We start from the raw sequence: 21,119 nt of genomic DNA on the forward strand, positions 1-21,119 counted from the left end.
GCTGGAGTGCCCGTGCAGGATAAAGCTAGCGATAAAGCGGGGAGGTGTAACCTATCAAAAGTGACAGGTTAAAAGACTTTCATTAACACTAATTATTTCTATTTCTTTGCTTTTTTCAGGAGGGTCCGCAATGTCTCTGCGGATGCACTTGCGCCTTAAGCACCATGGTGTAACTACCGCCAGCGGTTACGATAAACAAGACGCTCAAGCGGAAATTTTCTGACGCAAGCAAGCGGCGCAAGGCATTTTAGTCAGCACACCTGTCGGAAAAATCGACGATTAACCGCACGCACTAACTGTCATATCTGATAGGTTTCCAACCGTTGAAAAAGAGGTTAAAAGTCGCTTTAGGACAAACCCGGGCGATGGCCCTGGGTAACATGGAGCGCGAATAACATGATTGACGACAATAACGACGAGTATTCCACGCTGCTTAATCCTGGACCTCGTATCAGCTTTCCTGGAGAAATTCCCACTACCGGTTTTCATGTCAATGCACAGACGCCGTCTGGAATCCAAGGTGCCAGCTCATGGAGGCTCCAGGTCTGGGGCAGCTCCGATCCTCACTACTGGCATGGCAGCGGTGATCGAATTAGTTTCTGGATTGCTCCAGGAGACATTAAACCTGGGCAATTTCGAATGAGATGTGACTATCGATTCCAGGGATTCTGGAGCAATTGGACTGAAACACCATGGCTTACTATGCCGTTGGCAAAGCCGACCATTTTGTCGCCCGCGAAAAATTCGGTGATCTGGAGCAAGCGTCCAGCGGTGTCGGGCACAGGGGTACCTGGGGCACAAGTCCAACTCTATCAGGCAGGTGTTGGCACAGTATTGCTTGGACAGGCGCCCGTGCAGAATAACGGCCACTGGCGCATCCCCGAGCTGCGGGTGGATCTGTGGATGGCCGATCCATTTAACTTCACTGCACGACAGAGTAAAGATAACCGTTGGTCCGACTGGGCCGACACGGTCCCTACCGCCGTGCTGTTCAAACCCGTTATAGGATCTATCTCGGTCAACGCGATGAAACCGACCATTAGCGGATCGGGGGGATTAGCCGACGCCAGACTTGAAATCTGGCTGTCAGGAGGCAGCGGCGGTGTTCAGTTGTCCACGGATGTGAAAAGGGATGGCACCTGGACGGTTACCTCCCCCACAGCGTGGCCCGTCAAAAAATACTTTATTACTGCAAAACAGATTGGGAAGACCAGCGGAAAATCGTCAGACTGGGCAACTGTTGAAACGTTTGAAGTGAAACCGCCCAAGCCGGCGATCTCTCCTCCCCCCAACCCGGCCACAGCAAAACAGGTACTGACCATAACCGGCGTTTATACCGGCACAGTCACTCTGAAGATGCTCAATAAGGCGGGCGCTAATGTAGCCGGCAACTTCAGCACCACCGGGACTACCCGTACCTTCTCCCCGACGGAGAACTGGGCGCCAGGCACCAACACGGTCAAGGTTGTGCAAACCGTGAACGGCGTGGCGTCCGACCCGAGCGAGCTGTGTACGTTTACCGCGAAACCGCCCAAGCCTTCGATCTCTCGACCACCCAATCTGGCCGGACCAAGACAGGGATTGATTATTACCGGCGTTATTACCGGCACGGTCACCCTGAGAGTACTCACTGAGGCGGACGCGAATGTAGCCGGCGACTTCAGCATCGGCGGAACTACCCGCGGCTTCACGCCGACGGCAAACTGGGTACCGGGCACCAACACAATCAAGGTTGTCCAGACCGTGGGCGGTGTGGCGTCCGATCCAAGCGAGTTGTGTACGTTTACCGCGAAACCACCGAAACCTGTGATCACTCCACCACCCAACCCGGCCGCAGCAAAACAGGTGTTGACCATTACCGGCGTTTCTTCCGGCACCGTCACCCTGAAGATGCTCAATGAGATGGGCGCTGATGTAGTCGGCAACTTCAGCACTGCGGGGACTACCCGCACCTTCACGCCGACTGCGAACTGGGCACCGCCCATCAACATGGTCAAGGTTGTGCAAACCGTGAACGGCGTGGCGTCCGATCCAAGCGAGTTATGCACATTTGTAGCATTACTGCCCAATCCGGTAATCGACAAACCTGCATACGAGGAGCTCACAGGCCCTACGCCGACCGCTACGGGTACCGGGCTCGTCGGAGCAACGGTGACATTAAAGGTCGGAGAGGATGAGGTGTTATCCACGGGCGTGCAGACCGACGGCAGCTGGACGGGGGTCACCACCCCCCTGCCCCCGGGGGTATGCAGAATGTATGCCGTTCAGACCCTGAACGGGCATTCATCCGGGGCGGACGCGGTGGTGCGCCACTTCAGGGTTCAACCGCCCAAGCCGGCGATCTCCTCTCCACCCAACCCGGCCACAGCGCAACAGGAACTGACCATCACGGGTGTTCATTCCGGCGCTGTCACCCTGGTGATGTTCAATAAGAACAGCTTCCAGATACCCGGCAACTTCAGCGGCACGGGGACTACCCGCACCTTCACCCCGACTGCAAACTGGGCGACAGGCACCAACACAGTCAAGGTTGTGCAATACGCAGGCGGCGTGCCGTCCGACCCAAGCGAGCTGTGTACGTTTGCGGTAAAACCACCCAAACCGGCGATCACCCCACCACCGAACCCGACCGCAGCAAATCAGATACTGACCATTACCGGCGTTTATTCTGGCACCGTCACCTTGGATATGTTCAATGAGGCGAGCGACAAGGTCCTTGGCACTTTCAGCGCCACCGGGACTACCCGCACCTTCACCCCGACTGAGGAATGGGCACCAGGCACCAACACGGTCAAGGTTGTGCAAACCGTAGGCGGAGTGGCGTCCGACCCAAGCGAGCTGTGTACGTTTGCGGTAAAACCACCCAAACCGGCGATCACCCCACCACCCAACCCGACCGCAGCAAATCAGATACTGACCATTACCGGCGTTTCTTCCGGCACCGTCACCCTGGAGATGTTCAATGCGGCGAGTGCCAAGATCCCCGGCACCTTCAGCACCACCGGGACTACCCGCACCTTCACCCCGACTGAGGAATGGGCACCAGGCACCAACACGGTCAAGGTTGTGCAAACCGTGAACGGCATGCCGTCCGACCCAAGCGTGCCGTGTACGTTTGCAGTGAAACCCGCGAAACCCGCGATCACTCAACCATCCCACCCGGCCGAACCAAACCAGGCACTGACCATTACCGGCGTCTCTTCCAGCACCGTCACCTTGGAAATGTTCAATGAGGCGGACACCAAGGTCCCCGGAAACTTCAGCGGCACCGGGACTACCCGCACCTTCACCCCTACAGAGGAATGGGCACCAGGCACCAACACGGTCAAGGTTGTGCAAACCGTGAACGGCGTGGCGTCCGATCCAAGCGAGGAATGCACCTTCACCGTCGAGCAAGAGGATAAACCCGAAGCGCCCCAATTCGAACGGCCGCAGGCCTATACCCGAACTTCGACGCGTCCGACTATCAGAGTGAAAGGTCTGCCCCTGGCGCAGATTACCGTACGGCTTGAGGATTCAGTCGAGACGTTGCATTCAGGTCCTGCGGATGCTGAGGGGATTCTGGAGTTCACCGTCGTGACGCCTTTGGCTCCCGGCTCGAATGACCTTGAGGTCAAACAGAAGAGTGGTGGACCCGAGTCCGACTGGAGTGGGGTCCATACGTTCATCGTAAAAGAACCGCCGAAAACACCCGTGATCATAACGCCAGAAAATCACGACGATATCTCACGAAGACCTTTGATCACAGGCAGTGGTGAAACTCGAGGTCAGATTCAGCTGCGCCATGAGGATGAGCCAGAGGAAGTGTTTGCCACCATCACGGGCGTGCAGAGGTGGCGCTGGGGCGCCACGGAGCGATGGAACCTTGGTACGTACAGCATTCAAGCCAGGCAGACGGAGGACGGTGACCATTCTGAATGGACGGAGCCCCGTACGTTTAACGTAGTCGATTCCCGTTACGGGGTCGGCGACGCCGGCCCGGTACTCGGCCAGCCCGTGGTGGGCACAGAGCAGAGCGTGCTGTTGCGGGTTCAGATCAGGTCGGGCGACACCGGTGAAGTGGCCGAAGGTGTGAAGGTTGAGTGGCGCATCAGAGGGGAGCAGGACGTCATTGCGACGACCGAAACCGACCCGCAGGGTTGGACCCGTTATCTCTATACGCCTGACACCGCTGGCAAACACGAAGTCCTGGCAGATATCACCAGCGCTAACCAGGGTGTCCTCATGACGCAGCTCTTCGAGGTGACCGCCTTGTCGCACGATACCTGGGGGCAGGAGGCTCAGCTTTATCTGGACGGTGAGCGGGTTGATTTGGCCAAGGGCGATCTCGTTCTGTTGAGCGGAAAACCCCATGAGCTGGAACTCAGGGTCAACAGGGACAGCCCGTTGATTGGCTCCAGTGTCACGCTGCATGACCTGTGGGGAGCGGCGGAATTGGACCTGAAGTGTGTTCCGGACTTGGGAGCGCCGCAGCCGGTAGAGGAAGGGAAAACCGTTCGTTGGTCGATTTTTTCCGAAGCGCAGGACAGTGGCTTTTTCGGATTGAATTTGACCAGCCCTGCACTGCCGGACTGGCAGTTGCCGGGACGGGTGGAGTCTGGAGACTTCGCTGAAGCCTTGGACCTTGATTTTGATACGTTCCCCAGGGTATTCGGAGGCGATCTGGCGTATCCCTGCCTCGGTGCGATGCATACCTTTACCGTGCGGCCTAAAAGCGACAGTCCATTGCTCGGCAAGCACGTAACACTGGAATTGACCCAGGAAGCCGCGGATCTCGGGGTCATTGTGAGCCCTGGGCCGGACGCTCCTCAAATGATGGGGGCAGAGGGAGTCAGTTGGACGCTGGATTGCGTCAGCAGCAGCAAAAATGGCGACTTTGCAGTGCGGTTAAAGGTACAGGAGTGGGACTTCAGCTCTTCAGAGCTGCCGATGTCTCTGGGGCATAACAAAGTGAAAATAACTGAAAAGTTTGGACCTCAGGAGTGGGGAGGATCGGCCAGTTACTGGCGGTATGGTATTCGTGCAACGTCCACCTTTACTGGGCGGCCAGCAGCGCGTGTACCGGTAACGGTCCTGTCTCTCCATACCCCTCCGATCGAAACTTTTACAGGAGGCGATGGTTGGTGTTACATCCAATATTACAAAGAAGACCCCAAGGATTTAAACATTCTAAACCGGTATGACGGAAGTACCGCCTGATAAGCGCTGCTGCTCTGAAACAATCAACGCCCTTTTCGCAAGAAAAGGGCGTTTTTTCATGGCCAATATCGATTGCGCGTGGGTAGGATGACCATTCCCTTCTCGAGGTTTCGCGTCATGTTCATCGGCGTCCTGCTGGTCATCACCTGGCTGGTCCTGTTACTGCGCTATCCGGCCAAGGCCTTGCCCGTCTCTCTGGCCGCTGCCATAGGATTGGGCGTAGTGGCAGCCTGGGTAATCTGGATGGACAACCGCGAGGTCAAGCAGTTGGCGCGTCTTGAGTTGCGCATTGCGTACGCGCCTGAACAGTGCCCGGAAGATCGTCCTCTGCAATTGAAAATGAACAACGGCAACGACGTGCCGCTGACCGAACTGCGCTGGCGGATCGCCGCCTATGCGCCGGGCGATACGGTCAATCTGGCCGATAACCAATACACCGCGCCACGCTACCGAGGCCCAGGCGAATTGCAGGCCGGCGCGAGCTGGGAAGACTGTTTACCGATGCCACCGCTGCGTCCCGGCTATCGCCCGCAAACCCTGGAGTTTCGCGCCGAGCGTTTGCAAGGTAGTTTCTCCGACTGATTTCCCCAATTCCTCTCGCTGCACAAGGACCGCGCCATGCCCGTTGCGTTGATTACCGGTTGTTCCAGCGGCATTGGCCGCGCCCTGGCCGATGCCTTCAAGGCGGCCGGTTTCGAGGTCTGGGCCAGTGCGCGCAAGACCGAGGACGTGGTGACACTGGCGGCGGCCGGCTTCACCGCCGTGCAACTGGACGTCAACGACGGTGCGGCTCTCGAACAGTTGAGCGAGCGCATCAACCAGCAGCATGGCGGCCTCGATGTGCTGATCAACAATGCCGGTTATGGCGCTATGGGGCCGTTGCTCGATGGTGGGGTGCCGGCCCTGCAACGCCAGTTCGAAACCAACGTATTCGCCGTGGTCGGCGTGACCCGGGCGCTGTTCCCGGTGCTGCGCCGCAGCAAAGGCCTGGTGGTGAACATCGGCAGTGTGTCCGGCGTGCTGGTGACGCCGTTCGCGGGCGCCTACTGCGCCTCCAAGGCCGCGGTGCATGCCTTGAGCGATGCCCTGCGCATGGAGTTGGCGCCGTTCGGCATTCGGGTGATGGAAGTTCAACCTGGCGCCATCGCGTCCAGCTTCGCCAGGAACGCCGGGCATGAAGCCGAACAGCTGATCAGCGAGCAATCGCCGTGGTGGCCGCTGCGCGAGGGCATCCGGGCCCGGGCCAGGGCGTCCCAGGACCACCCGACGCCGGCTGCCGAGTTCGCTGCCGGCCTGCTCAAGGCCGCGCAGCAGAACACACCGCCACGCTTGCTGCGTCTGGGCAATGGCAGCCGGGCACTGCCGCTGCTGGCGGGGTTGCTGCCCAAGGGCTTGCTGGAGTCGGGGTTGATGAAGCGCTTTGGCTTGCGCGAACAGCTCTGAGGCCGCGAAAGCGCCAGGTTGTTCAACCCGCCTGCCGACCCTTCATGAAATCAATGAACGCCCGCACCTTGAGTGGCAAATGCCGGGTATCCGGATATAACGCGTAGACCCCTTGCCGGGCGAAGTGATGATCAGGCAGCAACCGCGCCAGGCGGCCACCATCGAGGTCGTCCTGAATCAACCATTGCGGCAGGATGGCCACGCCTTGCCCGGACAGGGCGAACGCGCGCAAGGTGGCGGCGCTGTCGGTCACTATCGTGGTGTTATCGGGCCCCGGCAGGTACAGCCGCTCACTACCCGAGGCATCCGTCACGCTCAGCTCCGTCACCCGCGCATGCCCCAACATGGGGAGCCGCTCCAGGTCCGCCAGCGTCACGACTTCGGCATGCCGGGCAATCAGCGCCGGCGCTGCCACGGCGAAAATCTCGAAGGTCGAGAGCTGCACCGCACGCAGGTTGGAGTCGAGCATGCGCCCCAGGCGAATGGCCAAGTCAAAGCGCTCGGAGATCAGGTCGGCGTGTGTCGATGACGTGGACAGGTGAACATTCAGATCAGGGTGCAAGGCAGCAAATGCCTGCAACGCCGGAATCACCTTGGCCAAGGCGTATTCGACCGTGGTGGTCAGGCGCAGGGTGCCCTTGAGCTGAGTGTGCTCCGAGCGGGCCTCTTCAATGGCCAACTGCGCTTCATCAAGGGTGCGCAGGCAGCGCTGATAAAACCGCTCGCCGGCATCGGTCAACGCCAATTGTCGGGTGTTGCGCGTCAGCAAGGTGACACCCAGCTCAGACTCCAGGCGCTTGAGGTTGAAACTGACCACCGCACGGGTCTGGCCCAGCAAGTCTGCCGCAGCCGTCAACGATCCGGCTTCGACCACGGCCTTGAAGGTGTCGAAACGGTCCAGGCTGACCATAGTGTCTTGATCCCTTGTCAAAATATTTTTGACAAACTAACAGCCAGAACGACGTTTTTCCAACCCGCTGAACGCTCTACCCTGCGCCTCTGTCTGCCCGGAGGCTGCCATGGCCTATCGCTCGAAAATCACCCTTGTGTACCTGCTGGGCTTTGCCCTCGACCTGTTGAACATGTTCGCCAGCAACATCGCTCTTCCGAACATCGCCCTGGAGCTGCACGCCTCGGTCACGCAACTGGCGTGGATCAGTAACGCCTACATGCTCGGTTTGACCTTGATCATTCCACTGAGTGTGTGGCTGGCGGCTAGGGTCGGTGAGCGACGCTTGATCCTCGGTTCACTGATGGTGTTCGGCAGCGCTTCGTGGCTGGCGGCGCAGGCGGCTTCGATCGAGGCGCTGATCGGTTGGCGACTGCTGCAAGGACTCGGCGGCGGGCTACTGATCCCGGTGGGGCAAGCCCTGGCCTATCGACACTTTCCGGCCGCCGAGCGCAGTCACCTGACCGCCATGGTGATGCTGGTCGCCCTGTTGGTGCCGGCACTGTCGCCTGCGGCAGGCGGGCTGGTGGTGCAGACACTGTCCTGGCGCTGGATCTACTACGCCAACCTACCGCTGGCGTTACTGACGTTGGCGCTCGCGATCTTTTGGCTGAGAACCGACGAGCCATTGCCGCAACGCACTACGCTGGACGGTCTAGGTCTAGTGTTGGGCGCTGCGACCATCAGCCTGTTGCTGGTTGCCTTGAGCCTGTTGAGCGAAAGCGAACAGCGCATTGCGGGCCTGGGAGTGTTGGGACTCAGTACCGTGCTGGGATGGCTGTATGTACGTGATGGCTGGAGCAAACCAGCGCCACTCCTAGACCTGCAACTGCTCAAAGGCCAGTGGTTGCGTGTAGCGATGGTGGTCTACCTGTTTGTCCCTGGCGTATTCATTGGCACCAGCCTGATCGCTGTGCTGTATTTGCACGACCGTGGATTCAGCCCCGCAATGACCGGGGCGCTCATGCTGCCTTGGGCCGTGGCATCGGGACTTGCCATCACCCTGGGCAAGCGTGTGTTCCAGCGCCTGGGACCTAAACCTTTGCTGGTCGGCGGCATGGTGCTGCAAGGGTTGGGCATCGCCTTGCTAGCCCTGATCGAAGGCCCCGGGGGGGTGTTGCCGATCCTTGCCTATGCCCTGATGGGTCTGGGCGGCAGCCTGTGCAGCAGCACGGCGCAAACCCTGGCCTTTCTCGACACTCGCGCCTCGCATATGGGCCATGCCAGCGCCCTGTGGAACATCAATCGACAGCTGAGCTTCTGTCTCGGCGCAGCGTTCCTGAGTTCCGTGCTCAGCGTGCTTGGCCCCTTCTCGCCCACGGCCTTCGCCCTGTGCTTCCTGCTCGCCGCGGCCCTGACGCTGTTGCCCTTGCCAGCCGTCCTGCGTATGGACACGGCAGCCTTGCTGGCTCACCTTACCCCTCAACCTGCCAAGGAGAAAAACCCATGAAGGACTACCGCGAATACTTCAATGAAGTGGTCCAGACCCACGTCGATATCGAGCAATGGTTCAGCGGCACAGGCAATAGAGAGGTGCTGACACGCCTGTTGGCACGCTTTTCACCGCAGTTCTCGATGATCGTGCCCAATGGCAATGCCCTGGATGCCCCGGCCTTGAACCAGCTGTTCGATACACTCGGCAGCGCTCGCCCGGGCTTGCGCATCAGGCTGAGCGAGTTGCGCGGGGTCGACCAGCATGCGGGGGGCGCCACCGTCAGCTACCGCGAATTGCAAGAGGATGCCAGCGGCGTGCTGACCGATCGCCGGGCGACGGCGGTGATTGAGAAGGGGCCGTCAGGTGACATGCTGTGGCGGCATTTGCATGAGACCTGGTGCCAGGACTGAACATCCGCCGATCGCTCCCACGCTCTGCGTGGTAGCGACCGGCCCACGTTGCTCTGCGCCACAGGATGCATTCCTTGGCTGTGCGCGGGAACGATCGCGGGAACGATCAACTACTCTTGCCTGTTCTGTTTCACCACCACCGTACACGTAATCCCCGCTGCCAGCAGCACACCTTCCGGCACGTGATCGATGTGAATCCGCACCGGCACCCGTTGGGCCAGGCGCACCCAGTTGAAGGTCGGGTTGACGTCGGCGATCAGTTCGCGACTTTCTGGATTGTCACGGTCATAGATGCCACGGGAAATGCTCTCCACATGCCCCTTGAGCACTTCGCCGCTCATCAACTGCATGTCGGCCTGATCGCCCACCCGCACCCGGGGCAGTTTGGTTTCCTCGAAGAAGCCGTAGACCCAGAACGAATTCATGTCGACCACGGCCATTTTCGCGTCACCGATGCGCGCGTAGTCACCGCGATGGACGTTGAGGTTGGTGACATAACCGTCCACGGCCGCCAGCACCTGGGTGCGCTTGAGGTTCAGTTGCGCCGCTTCGAGTTGCGCCTGGGCGTGTTGGTAATCGGCCAGGGCCGAGTCGGCAATGTTGCTGGCGTCGTCACGGTTTTCCCGGGAGATCACCAGGTTGTCGAGATCGGCGCGGCGGTGTGCATTGACCTTGCGCATCTCCCAGGTGGCCTTGCGTGATGCCACCAGCGACTGCGCCTGTTTGACCGCGATCAGGTAGTGCTCGGGGTCGATCTGCATCAGCACATCGCCCTTTTTCACCTGTTGGTTGTCACGCACCGGCACATCGACCACTTCACCACTGACATCGGCGGCGACGTTGATGATGTCCGCGCGAACCCGCCCATCGCGGGTCCAGGGGGTGTTCATGTAATGCACCCAGAGGGTCCGGCCGATCCACATCGCAAGGGCCAGCACCAACAAGGTCGCGAGCAGACTGAAGAGTTTTTTCATCGAAACGGTCTCACTGGTAGACAGTCAGCGCCAGGGCGCCGAACAGGCAAATGAACAGGCTCAGGCGCAACAGGGCCGGGTGCCAGAAGAAGCGGTACAGATCGAACCCGGACAAAAACCGGTCCAGCGCCCAGGCCAGTGCGGCGGCGATGAAAAACATCAGGGTCATGGTCGGCATATACACGCCGTGGAAGGCGATTTCACGAGGCATGGTCAGGTCCTTGCGGGGCGGCCAGGGCCGCCAGCGGCGATTGCGGGTCGAGCAACGAAGTGCGGATGAAATGCAGGTAACTCTTCACCCGGCGCAGGGCCGAGGTATCGAAGTGGGGGGCGAACGGTTCGTCAGTGGCCTGCACCCGGCTGATGGCGTGGTCGACGGCAATCAATGCACGCTCCAGATTGCTGTGGCCCGGTTGCAGAAACAGCCGCACCAACGCCCGCCCCATGACGCGGATTGCCTGGCGCCAGGGCTGGGACTCGGCATACGCCGGGTGCACCGGCAGGATCGCCTGCTCCTTGCGCAACTCGATGATCGCGTGACCGACCTCCAGCACCACGAACATCCAGCGCAACAAGTGACGCTGGACCTGAGGTTGCCCGACGGCCAGGCCATACGCCTGGTGCAACAGGTCCCGGGTGCTGCTTTCAAACCCCGACGCCAGCCCCTTGAGCTTGCCGCTGATGGCATACACCACCTGAGCGCGCAGGTCCTGCTCCAGCCGTCGCCACAACCAGCGACTGTTGGGTGGCAGGATGATCGCCCCGGCCGCCGCGCACACCAGCATGCCCATGACCATGGCGATGTAGTCGTTGATGAAGGTGTAGGGGTTGTAGACCGTCGGGTTGTCAGGCACCGAACCAGTGCTGAAAAAGATCAGCAAGCCCAGGCCCACACCGGCGTATTGCGGCCGCGAAGAGAGGAACGAACCGAGTACGATCACCGGTGCCAACATCACGCAGAGCAATGGAAAACCGTCGATCCAGGGGAAGATGAAAAACATCTCGACGAAGCCGATCAGCGCACCGAGCAACGTCCCGCACGCCATCTGAAAGGCCATGCGCTTGGGGTTGGGTGTGGCGGCGGAGAGGCCGACCGTGGCAGCCGCGATCAAGGTCATGGTGGCGCCGCTCGGCCAGGCGGTAGCAACCCAGTAACTGCCCAGCACAATCAGAATGAACGAGGCACGAAGCCCCGACGCGGCCGAGGCCAGCCAGTTGGTTTTCGGGGTAAAGGGTTCGTCCCATTGCTCGCGTTCGTGGCTGTGATCGGCCAACGACGCATGGGTCTGTGCATAACTGTGCAACTCATCGACGAAGCGATAGAGCAATTCATACGCGGTGTGGAAATCCAGCAGATCGGCGTCGCTGGGCACACCTTCCTGAAAGCTGGCCCGCAGGCTACGCACTCGCGCCGGCAGGCCCTCCTTGTAGGCCGCCAGTTGGCTCGCCAGGCGCGCTGCATCGGCATGGGTCAGTGCCCGGCCGGAGAAGCCGTCGAGCAACTCGGCCAGGTCCTGCAACCCCGGCTTGATGGCAGCCACCACATGATCGGCGGCGCTGCCGCGCAGGCGCTCAAGCAACCGGTGCAACGCATTGAAGCGAGTGGTGATACCCATGAACTCGCTGTTCAGACGACTGAGCCGGCCGTTGCGTCGGCGCATGTGCGGGTCTTCGAATACGGTCACGCTGCGCAGGCCTTCCAGGCCCACGGCTTCGGCAATGAAGCCGACATTGCGGCTCTCGAAGGTCTCGCTCTGGCTACGCCCCCGCAGGCCATCGGTGACGAACAGGGCAAACACGCCGAAGCGTTGGTACAAGGCGTTGCGCATGGCGGCGCTGGCGGTTTGCGGGAGGATCGCGGCGCTGACCAGGGTGGCGCAGAGAATCCCCAGGGAGATTTCCAGCACCCGCCAGACGGCGGCCATGAACGCCCCGTCCGGGTGCGCCAATGCTGGCAAGCCGACCATCGCCGCCGTGTAGCCGGCCAGCACAAAGCCGTAGGCGCGAAAGTTGCGATAACGCGCGGCACCGGCCGAGCAGATCCCCACCCAGATCGCCAATGCACCGAGAAACAGCTCGGTGTTTTGCGCGAACAAGGCAATCAGCGCGACCATGACCGCGGACCCCGTCAGCGTGCCGAGGAAGCGGTAAAAACTCTTGGCGAACACCTGGCCGCTCTGCGGCTGCATGACGATGAACACGGTGATCATCGCCGTACGCGGTTGCGGCAACTCCAGGCGCATCGCCAACCAGAGGGTCAGGAAGGCCGCGATCAGCACCTTGAAGATATAGACCCAGGTCACGCCGTCACTGCGCGCCCATTCATAAAAACCACGGCGCCACTCAAGGGAATGCAGCCAGCGCAGCGGTGCAGGCAAGGAAGTCATGATGTCCTGTTCAGTGATCGAGGGCAGAGAGAATGGCCGGAGTGCTGGGTGCCTGGACTTCGCCATCGGCCGGCACATCGTGGCCGGCACCCAGCCCGCCTCCCAGCGCGGTGACCAGTTCGGCATGGGCACTCAAGCGTGCCGCCTGGACCTGTTGCTGCACCTGCTGCTGTTTGAACAACAGCGTCTGGGCGTTGAGCACGTTGAGGTAATCGGTAAGGCCACGCTGAAAAGCGACCATGGCGATGTCGTAGGTTTTCTGCGCAGCCGCCACCGACTTGGTCGCGAAGTCCTGCTGCTTGTCCATGGACTCACGGCGAATCAATTGGTCGGAGATGCTTTTGAGCGCATTGACCAGGGTCTGGTTGTAGTGGGCAACGGCCATGTCATAGCCCGCCGAGGCTTCGCCCAGTTGCGAGCGCAACCGGCCGCCATCGAAGATCGGCAAGGAGATGGCCGGCCCTACGTTGTAGTTGAGCTTCTTGCCGGTCAAGAACTCCAGCGCCCCGCCGCCGGTAGCCATGTAGCCAAGGCTGCCGACCAGATCGACATTGGGGTAGAAGCCAGCGTGCGCTACATCGATACCCCGCGCCTGGGCTGCCACCTGCCAGCGGCTGGCAACCACGTCAGGACGCTGGCCAAGCAATTGCGCCGGCAGGGCCGAGGGCAGCTTCAATGCCGTCGCCAGCGAAAGGCTTGGCCGTTGCAGGCGCGCGCCCTCCCCCGGCCCCTTGCCCGCGAGCGCGGCGAGCTGGTTGCGAGCCAGGGCGATTTCTTCGTCCAGGGCATCCAGTTGCCGATGGGTTTCCGGCAGCGGGGTTTGCGCCTGGCTGACTTCGAAATGGGTGCCGATGCCACCGTCCAGGCGCTTTTGCGCCAGGTCCAGAATCTGCTGTTGCTGGGCGAGGGTCGCAGCGACGATGTCGCGCTGGGCGTAATGCAGCGACAGTTGGATGTAGGCACGAACGACATTGTTCTGCAGTTCGAGTTGCGCCATGCGCGCCTGCGCGGCAGTCATGTGGGCCATGTCCACTGCGCGCTCGCTGGCATTGCTTTCCCGCCCCCACAGGTCCAGCGCATAACTGAAACCCAGCGCGGCGTTGTTGTCCCAGGTGGTGCTGTTGGCCAGCTCACCCGGACCGTAGAACTGATCGGTAGGCCAGTTGTGGCGCTTGAGGGTTGCGTCGCCATTGATCTGCAACGACTCGGCAGACTCGACCACCCCGGCCATGGCCCGGGCCTGACGCACGCGCGCCACCGCCATGGCGATGCTTGGGCTACCCTGTACGGCAAGCTCGACCCAGGCGTCGAGCTGAGGATCGCCATAGGCCCGCCACCACTGTGCGTGAGGCCAGTGAGCGTCCTTGGCCACACGTTGAATGGCCTCGTCGGTGGCCAATGTATTGGCATCGAGTGCCTTGCCCTGTGGGGCAATACCTCCGGTTCCGATGCAGCCGCTGATTGCTAACGATAAAGCCCAAACACTGAGAGTCTTCAACTCTCTGCTGATGCGACGCGGCACTGCTGCAAATTCCTGAGGAGGGGGAGATTTCCAATCGGCGCAATTCTAGGGGGGGCCCTGTGCGGCGATAAGCCGGGAATCCTGTGAATCTTTGTTACCGTTAACGAGATAATCCGTTGGCGGCCTCCTTAAGTCGCCTGTAAAAAAGCTGCAACTTCGTGTAACAATTTGCCATCGCCCCCGAGAGCTCCCCATGGACACTTTGCAAAACATGCGCGCCTTCAGCTGCGTCGCCGAAGCCGGTAGCTTTACTGCCGCCGCCGTGCAGCTTGATACCACGACAGCCAACGTCTCGCGCGCGGTCTCCAATCTGGAAGCCCACCTGCAAACCCGCTTGCTCAATCGCACGACCCGCCGCATCGCCCTGACCGAAGCCGGTAAACGCTACCTGCTGCGCTGCGAGCAGATCCTGGCCTATGTCGAGGAAGCCGAAGCCGAGGCCAGCGACGCCCATGCCCGCCCGGCCGGGCAACTGAAAGTGCACACCATGACCGGGATCGGTCAGCACTTTGTCATCGATGCGATCGCCCGCTATCGCAAGACCCATCCCGATGTCACGTTCGACCTGACCCTGGCCAACCGCGTCCCGGACTTGCTGGACGAGGGCTACGACGTCTCCATCGTGCTGGCCAGTGAACTGCCGGACTCCGGCTTCGTCTCGCAACGCCTGGGGATCACCTACAGCATCGTCTGTGCCTCGCCGGCCTATGTGAAAGCCAACGGCTGTGCACAGAAACCCAGCGACCTGCTGAACCATGCCTGCCTGCGCCTGGTCAGTCCGGTGATTCCGCTGGAGAAGTGGTTGTTCGACGGCCCTGAAGGCCAGGAGATGGTCACCATCAACAGCTCGCCCTTCCTGGTGAACTCGGCCGATGCCATGAAAACCGCAATCATCAGCGGCATGGGCGTCGGCGTGCTGCCGGTCTATGCCGCCATCGAAGGCCTGCGCAACGGCACTCTGGTGCGGGTCATGCCCAACTACCGCTCGCAAGAACTGAACCTCTACGCCATTTACCCTTCACGCCAGTACCTGGATGCGAAGATCAAGACCTGGGTCGAATACCTGCGCGGCTCGCTGCCGGAGATCCTGGCGGCCCACCAGTCGGAGCTGGCCGCCTATGAATTGAGTGGCAGCCTGGGTGGGGTTCGCGTCGCGAACTGAATGCGATCCAGTATGGCGAGGGGCATTCGCCAATGCCCAGCAGTGAAAGAGATGAGGTCGCACTTACTAGGAGCCGCCGGTCGACGCTCGAGTGCTCGCGATGAACTCAAGAGCAACGCGTTCAATCAGAAAACGCGCGTTATCGTTAACGTCCATCGCGAGCGCGCTCGCTCCTACGCGGGTCGGCGTTCACTTAACTGACTGGCATTAGGGCAAGCCCCCTCGCCACACATTCGGTGTTCAGCCTGATGAGCATCAGGTTGATGCCCTCGCACTCCCCCCGTTCAAGATGTTAGCTTGCTTGGCATTCTCCTCCGCCTGACGAGCTTTCCTGCGATGAAAAAGACCGTTCTTGCCTTCAGCCGTATCTCGCCCGATATGGTCGAGTTCCTGCAACACGACTTCAACGTGATCGTGCCCAACCCCAAGCAGGGCGACATCAGCGCACAGTTCAATGAAGCCTTGCCCCACGCCCACGGCTTGATCGGCGTCGGTCGCAAGCTCGGTCGTGCCCAACTGGAAAACGCCGGCCAACTGGAAGTGGTGTCCAGTGTGTCGGTCGGCTACGACAACTATGACCTGGCCTACTTCAACGAACGCGGGATCATGCTCACCAACACCCCGGACGTGCTGACCGAAAGCACCGCCGACCTGGCGTTCGCCCTGCTGATGAGCAGCGCCCGGCGTGTCGCCGAACTGGATGCCTGGACCAAGTCCGGACAATGGCAAGCCAGCGTCGGTGCCCCACTATTTGGGTGCGACGTGCACGGCAAGACCCTGGGCATTGTCGGCATGGGCAACATCGGTGCCGCCATTGCCAGGCGCGGTCGCCTGGGCTTCAACATGCCGATCCTGTACAGCGGCAACAGCCGTAAAAGCGCGCTTGAACACGAACTGGGCGCGCAGTTTCGCAGCCTTGACCAACTGCTGGCCGAAGCCGACTTCGTTTGCCTGGTGGTGCCACTGAGTGAAAAAACCAGACACCTGATCAGCCACCGCGAACTGGCGTTGATGAAATCCAGTGCCATCCTGGTGAACATCTCCCGTGGCCCGGTCGTCGATGAAACCGCACTGATCGAGGCCTTGCAAAACCATCGGATCCGCGGCGCGGGGCTGGATGTCTACGAGAAGGAGCCACTGGCCGAGTCGCCGTTGTTCCAGCTCAAGAACGCCGTGACCTTGCCCCATATCGGCTCGGCCACCCATGAAACCCGCGACGCCATGGCCAACCGCGCCTTGACCAACTTGCGCAGCGCGCTGTTGGGCGAGCGACCGCAGGACCTGGTCAACCCACAGGTGTGGAAGGGCTGAAACCTGGCGACGCATTCCACTGCCACGAAGTCTGGATGGGACTGGGCGCGTAGTTATCGAATATAGGTTTCCCGCACTGATATACCTGACATTGGACAACGATAACTGACCGCGTCCAGCCTCATGCCAATCGGGTAGTCACCGGCTTGACCTTTGTCCCGGGTTTACGGAACACCAACACGTTCCCCAGCATCACCAGTACCAGCCCTGCCAAAGCGGGGGCCGTCCACTGATAGCCCTCGACGAAGGCCGACACATTCAGCGCCACCACTGGAAACAGCACCGTACAATACGCCGCACGTTCCGGCCCCATGCGCCCGACCAGGGTCAGGTACGCCGTGAAGCCGATGACCGACCCAGGAATGACCAGGTACAACAACGAACCGATGTAACGGGCATTCCATTCCATATCGAAAGGGATGCCTTTGACCAGGCAATACATCGACAGCATCGCCGCGCCATAGGCCATCCCCCAGGCGTTGGTCGTCAGAGGCTTGAGACCAGCTTTCTGTTGCAGGCTCGACAGCAGGTTGCCGGCCGAAAAACACAGGGTACCCAGCAATGCCAGGCCAAGCCCCAGCAGGGTTTGCGGGCTGGCCGTGTGACCGACCACCTCAGGCCAGAACAGCAAGCCCAGCCCGCACAGGCCCAGCGCCCCGCCCATCAGGACATTACGGGCAATTTTCTGGCCGAAGAACAGCCGTGAATTCAATGCATTCCACAGCGTAGCCGTGGAAAACACAACGGCGACCAGGCCACTGGGAATCCACTGGCTGGCACTGAGAAAACACATGAAGTTAATGCAGAACAGGCACAAGCCCTGAGCCACGCAGATCAGGTGCCCACGCCGATTCATCACCTGCAGCTTGCGACTCAGCAGGAGCATCACGAACAACACCAGCGCCGCCAGGCCGAAGCGGTAGACAATGGACACTGCAATGGCCACCTCCCCCAATTGCAGTTTCAAGGCAATCCAGGTGGTGCCCCAGATCAGCACGGTCAGCAGGTAGAGCGAGAGGTTCATGACGGTAACTCCTGAAGATGGCCTTCAGTCTGTCGTCCTGGACCGCAGCGTGTTTGCATAAACTTGCGCTTTTGTTGGCGGATGGGCTGGCACGGCAAGGCCTTCGGAGTAGGATGCAGGCGTTGGAGAACCGATCATGCCCGCACTGGAAACCCTGCAAGTCTTTCAAGCCCTCAACCGCTCGCCCAATGCTCGTCTGGAGCACAGCGCCGAGCTCGGTGACGGCATGGCTGCAGCCCTGTGGAGCAATCATCATGACGCCCAGGACTATGAAGCGCCGGGACACCACACCCTCTCTTGCTACATTGCCGGCGGCACCGGGACCTTTCGCCGTGAACAACCCGGCATCAAGGGCGGCCCGGGCAAACTCTGCATACTGCCCGCCGAGCATCAATCGGCCTGGGTGATCAATGGTGAAATCCGCCTGGCACACCTGTACTTCAGTCCCGAACACTTCGCCCTCGGCTGCATCACCTTGCTCGACCGCGAACCTCGCGCGCTGCAACTGCAGGAAAGCACTTTCCTGGACGATGCACAGCAGGCCGGGCGCTTCCGCCAGTTGATTGCGTTGAACTGGAATGAGCCTGGCGAACGTCTACTGACCAGCAGCCTCGCCCACGAACTGCTCAGCCATACCCTGCTCAATCAAGTTGGCCTGCGCCAGGGCGTGCGCCTCAAGGGGGGATTGGCCGCGCACCAACGCCGGCAACTGGTCGAGTACATCGACAGCCAAGTGGCCGAGCCCATCAGCCTGGGTCAGTTAGCGGGGATGTGCGCACTGTCGGAATACCACTTCGCGCGAATGTTCCGCGAGAGCTTCGGCCTGCCGCCTCATCAATACCTGTTGGCCCGCCGCCTGGCCCATGCCCGGCAGCTGCTGCGCAGTACCCGGCAGCCGCTGGGCGAGATTGCACTGGCCTGTGGATTTGCCAGCGCCAGCCATTTCACCCACCGCTTTCGCCAGGCCATGCATGGAACACCTGGCGAGTACCGCCAGGCGTTCTTGCGCTGATCCGCTCCCGGAGCTCTGTTGCCTCATCTCGGGGCACCGCCTGCGATTCAGAGGGCGCGGTGATCATCAAGGGCAGGTTCAACTAAAACCGGGCGAACACGGCAACCGGGCTGGCCAGCACCCCCAGTCCTGCCATGAGCATGACCAGACGCGGGCGATAGGGCAGCAGCAACACCAGCCATAACCCGCTGAGCATCAGGACCGCGCACCACTCCACCAATCCCAGGCTCCAGCCAGCGGCGGCCACCGCCGCCCACAATGACAACGCCAGCAACGACCACCCCGCCAGTTGCAACAGCTGACGTACACGAAGCGGCGGTGTACGTCCGAGCAGGTCGCGGTGATGGCGATCCATCGACAGGCACAACGCGGTGAACCCGCCGTAGCACAAGAGCAAGGGCAGCAGCATTCAGTTCACCTCGTGTTCAAGCGTGGCCCGTCGTACGCGCGCGGTGCGGGTCGGGACAACGCCACTGGCCTGACCTGAGCGCCACATCCTCCAGGCGGCCCAGCTCAGAAACAATCCACTGCCCAGGCAGGTCAGGTCGAAGCCGGCCATGGCCCAGTCACCCTGGGCAATGGACACGCCCAGGTGCCGGGTAGTGGTCAGCGCGTTGAGCAACGGCAGGCCGGCGAACAGTAACGCCGCCAACGCCAATTGCTCGACCCAGGCCGCACGGCCCTGGCGCAACGCTACATGCAACACGCTCAATCCCCAGGCGATGAAGAAGCTGTTCACTTCCCACGTCGAGCGCTCGACAAAGCTCACCGGCAATAGACGGTTAGCCCAGAAGAACGCTGCCACGGCGATCAGCAGGCCAGCCATGCTGGCAATGTTCAGCACTTGCACCAGACGTAGCTCAAACGGCATCACACCGCTCTTGGCGTGTTTCAACTGACGCTTGCCCAGCCAGATCACCAGCCCGGTACCAATCATCGCGGTACCGGCCAGGCCGCAAATGAAGTACAGCCAGCGCAAGACCGGCCCGGCGAAGCGCCCCAGGTGCAGGCCGTAGAAACTGCCCATGAAGGCCATCGGCATCGACGGCTGCGCCTGCACCGTGAGTAACTGGCCGTTGACGCCATCGAACGACAGGCTGCTGCCAAAGTCATACACCACCCGGTCGTCACTGCTGCGCATGACACTCACCGAGGCCTTGAGGTCGTCGGGGTTGCTCACCGTCACTGCCGCGGCCTGCCCGCCGGACCAGTGCTTGCCGGCGCGCTCCACGAACAATGCCAAGGGCTGCAATTGACCGGGCTTGCCGACTGCCGACGGGGTGTCGGACTCCGGGAACAGTTCGTTGAAGTACGCGTCGCTATCGCCGTTGTAGGCAACCAGGATGCTCGCGGGTATCACCATCGACATGAAGATCACCAGGCTGCTGTACGTGATCATCAAGTGAAACGGCAACACCAGCACCCCCACCGCGTTGTGCCCATCGAGCCAGGAGCGCTGGCCCTTGCGCGGGCGGAAGGTGAAGAAGTCCTTGAAGATCTTCTTGTGAGTGATGATCCCGGTGATCAGCGCCACCAGCATCAGCATGGCTGCCGCCGTCGACAACCAACGACCCCACGGGTGCGGCATCTGCAATTGAAAGTGGAAGCGATAGAAGAAGTCCCCGCCGCGGGTATCCCTGGCCTGGACCCGTTCACCGGTCAGCGGATCGAGTTGGCGTTGCTCGCGATTGCCGCGTCGCCCTTCGTTGCCCGGCGCCTGCCAGAACACTGAAAGGCCTGGATCGCGGGCACTGGGCAGGCTGATCACCCAGCGTCCGGCACCCGCCGCGTGTTGTTGCAGGTAGTCCTGCGCCAACGTCAGGCTGGCCTCGGTGCTAACCGAGCGCACCGGCACTTCCGGCTGCATCCAGTGACTGATCTCATCCTTGAAGTACGACAAGGTACCCGTCAGAAAAATCGCAAACAGCAGCCAGCCAAAGACCAACCCGGTCCAGGTGTGCAACCAGGCCATGGCCTGACGAAAGCCTTCCTTCATGACTGACCCAGCCAGTAACCCAGGCCACTCACGGCCGCCAACACCAGGCTGGGGACCATCACACCGGACCATGCCTGCCAGGCGCTACGGCAGGCAAAGCACCAGAGCACCGCCACCAGGTAGACCAGAAACGAGGTCATCATGCCACTGAGGACGGCTTCGGCGCGGGGCATCGGGAGCCAGAGGCCCATGCAGATACTGGCCAGCGCCGCCAGGATGTATCCACCCAGCAGTGCTGCCAGCACCCGGGAAGTGACGGCCATACGATAGGAAATGGGGAGGCTTTTCATGTTTC

At 61.0% G+C, this 21,119-nt stretch carries 17 protein-coding genes; 8 read left to right on the forward strand and 9 right to left on the reverse strand.

Features of this window, described 5'->3' with window-relative positions; translation table 11 throughout:
• Positions 1–396: 396 nt before the first annotated feature.
• The 3 genes from CKW07_RS10965 to CKW07_RS10975 all read left to right on the forward strand — a co-directional run bounded on the left by CKW07_RS10965 (position 397) and on the right by CKW07_RS10975 (position 6,642).
• On the forward strand, positions 397–5,199 hold the full coding sequence (locus CKW07_RS10965) for a hypothetical protein (protein ID WP_141234446.1): 4,803 nt from the start codon (positions 397–399) through the stop codon (positions 5,197–5,199).
• Positions 5,200–5,316: 117 nt separating this feature from the next.
• Positions 5,317–5,781, forward strand: coding sequence for a multidrug transporter (locus tag CKW07_RS10970; protein ID WP_095144918.1), 465 nt, complete (start codon positions 5,317–5,319; stop codon positions 5,779–5,781).
• A 36-nt stretch (positions 5,782–5,817) separates the two neighbouring features.
• Entirely contained in the window at positions 5,818–6,642 is an 825-nt protein-coding gene (locus CKW07_RS10975) for an SDR family oxidoreductase (RefSeq protein ID WP_095144919.1), read from the forward strand.
• Between the two features lie 22 nt (positions 6,643–6,664).
• Here CKW07_RS10975 and CKW07_RS10980 read toward each other — a convergent pair whose 3' ends face one another.
• The gene (locus CKW07_RS10980) at positions 6,665–7,552 is read right to left on the reverse strand and encodes a LysR family transcriptional regulator (protein WP_095144920.1); all 888 of its coding nucleotides are present in this window, start codon (positions 7,550–7,552) and stop codon (positions 6,665–6,667) included.
• A gap of 109 nt (positions 7,553–7,661) precedes the next feature.
• Here CKW07_RS10980 and CKW07_RS10985 point away from each other — a divergent pair, with 109 nt between their 5' ends.
• Both CKW07_RS10985 and CKW07_RS10990 read left to right on the forward strand, forming a co-directional pair.
• The gene (locus CKW07_RS10985; RefSeq protein WP_095144921.1) at positions 7,662–9,041 is read left to right on the forward strand and encodes an MFS transporter; all 1,380 of its coding nucleotides are present in this window, start codon (positions 7,662–7,664) and stop codon (positions 9,039–9,041) included.
• Positions 9,038–9,436 carry a DUF4440 domain-containing protein gene (locus CKW07_RS10990; RefSeq protein ID WP_095144922.1) on the forward strand — a complete coding sequence of 133 codons (399 nt, stop codon included), beginning with the start codon at positions 9,038–9,040 and terminating at the stop codon, positions 9,434–9,436. Before CKW07_RS10985 ends, CKW07_RS10990 begins: the two co-directional genes overlap by 4 nt.
• 110 nt (positions 9,437–9,546) lie before the next feature.
• Here the strand turns inward: CKW07_RS10990 and CKW07_RS10995 are convergent, their stop codons facing one another.
• The 4 genes from CKW07_RS10995 to CKW07_RS11010 are packed head-to-tail and all read right to left on the reverse strand — an operon-like array spanning position 9,547 to position 14,319.
• Positions 9,547–10,410, reverse strand: a complete 864-nt coding sequence (locus tag CKW07_RS10995; RefSeq protein WP_095144923.1) for an HlyD family secretion protein — start codon at positions 10,408–10,410, stop codon at positions 9,547–9,549.
• A gap of 10 nt (positions 10,411–10,420) precedes the next feature.
• The gene (locus CKW07_RS11000; RefSeq protein WP_095077709.1) at positions 10,421–10,621 is read right to left on the reverse strand and encodes a DUF1656 domain-containing protein; all 201 of its coding nucleotides are present in this window, start codon (positions 10,619–10,621) and stop codon (positions 10,421–10,423) included.
• Complete coding sequence (locus CKW07_RS11005) at positions 10,611–12,797, reverse strand: FUSC family protein (protein WP_095144924.1); 2,187 nt, start codon at positions 12,795–12,797, stop codon at positions 10,611–10,613. Before CKW07_RS11005 ends, CKW07_RS11000 begins: the two co-directional genes overlap by 11 nt.
• A gap of 10 nt (positions 12,798–12,807) precedes the next feature.
• The gene (locus CKW07_RS11010) at positions 12,808–14,319 is read right to left on the reverse strand and encodes an efflux transporter outer membrane subunit (RefSeq protein WP_095144925.1); all 1,512 of its coding nucleotides are present in this window, start codon (positions 14,317–14,319) and stop codon (positions 12,808–12,810) included.
• Positions 14,320–14,512: 193 nt separating this feature from the next.
• Here CKW07_RS11010 and CKW07_RS11015 point away from each other — a divergent pair, with 193 nt between their 5' ends.
• Both CKW07_RS11015 and CKW07_RS11020 read left to right on the forward strand, forming a co-directional pair.
• Positions 14,513–15,481, forward strand: a complete 969-nt coding sequence (locus tag CKW07_RS11015) for a LysR family transcriptional regulator (RefSeq protein ID WP_095144926.1) — start codon at positions 14,513–14,515, stop codon at positions 15,479–15,481.
• A 336-nt stretch (positions 15,482–15,817) separates the two neighbouring features.
• Positions 15,818–16,792 (forward strand): D-glycerate dehydrogenase, encoded by a 975-nt coding sequence (locus CKW07_RS11020; protein ID WP_095144927.1) that lies wholly within the window; start codon positions 15,818–15,820, stop codon positions 16,790–16,792.
• A gap of 121 nt (positions 16,793–16,913) precedes the next feature.
• Here CKW07_RS11020 and CKW07_RS11025 read toward each other — a convergent pair whose 3' ends face one another.
• Positions 16,914–17,816 carry a DMT family transporter gene (locus CKW07_RS11025; RefSeq protein WP_095144928.1) on the reverse strand — a complete coding sequence of 301 codons (903 nt, stop codon included), beginning with the start codon at positions 17,814–17,816 and terminating at the stop codon, positions 16,914–16,916.
• Positions 17,817–17,952: 136 nt separating this feature from the next.
• Here CKW07_RS11025 and CKW07_RS11030 point away from each other — a divergent pair, with 136 nt between their 5' ends.
• Complete coding sequence (locus tag CKW07_RS11030) at positions 17,953–18,828, forward strand: helix-turn-helix domain-containing protein (RefSeq protein ID WP_095144929.1); 876 nt, start codon at positions 17,953–17,955, stop codon at positions 18,826–18,828.
• Positions 18,829–18,910: 82 nt separating this feature from the next.
• Here CKW07_RS11030 and CKW07_RS11035 read toward each other — a convergent pair whose 3' ends face one another.
• Genes CKW07_RS11035 through CKW07_RS11045 form a run of 3 tightly spaced genes read right to left on the reverse strand, consistent with a single transcriptional unit; the run spans position 18,911 to position 21,114 of the window.
• A complete protein-coding gene (locus CKW07_RS11035; protein ID WP_095144930.1) occupies positions 18,911–19,237 on the reverse strand; it encodes a DUF3325 domain-containing protein in 327 nt (108 codons plus the stop codon).
• Positions 19,238–20,824 carry a PepSY domain-containing protein gene (locus CKW07_RS11040; protein ID WP_095144931.1) on the reverse strand — a complete coding sequence of 529 codons (1,587 nt, stop codon included), beginning with the start codon at positions 20,822–20,824 and terminating at the stop codon, positions 19,238–19,240.
• The gene (locus tag CKW07_RS11045; protein WP_095144932.1) at positions 20,821–21,114 is read right to left on the reverse strand and encodes a DUF3649 domain-containing protein; all 294 of its coding nucleotides are present in this window, start codon (positions 21,112–21,114) and stop codon (positions 20,821–20,823) included. The genes CKW07_RS11040 and CKW07_RS11045 overlap by 4 nt, the downstream gene beginning before the upstream one ends.
• Positions 21,115–21,119: the final 5 nt, after the last annotated feature.

Source organism: Pseudomonas sp. Irchel s3b6, from assembly GCF_900187415.1.
Taxonomy (GTDB): domain Bacteria; phylum Pseudomonadota; class Gammaproteobacteria; order Pseudomonadales; family Pseudomonadaceae; genus Aquipseudomonas.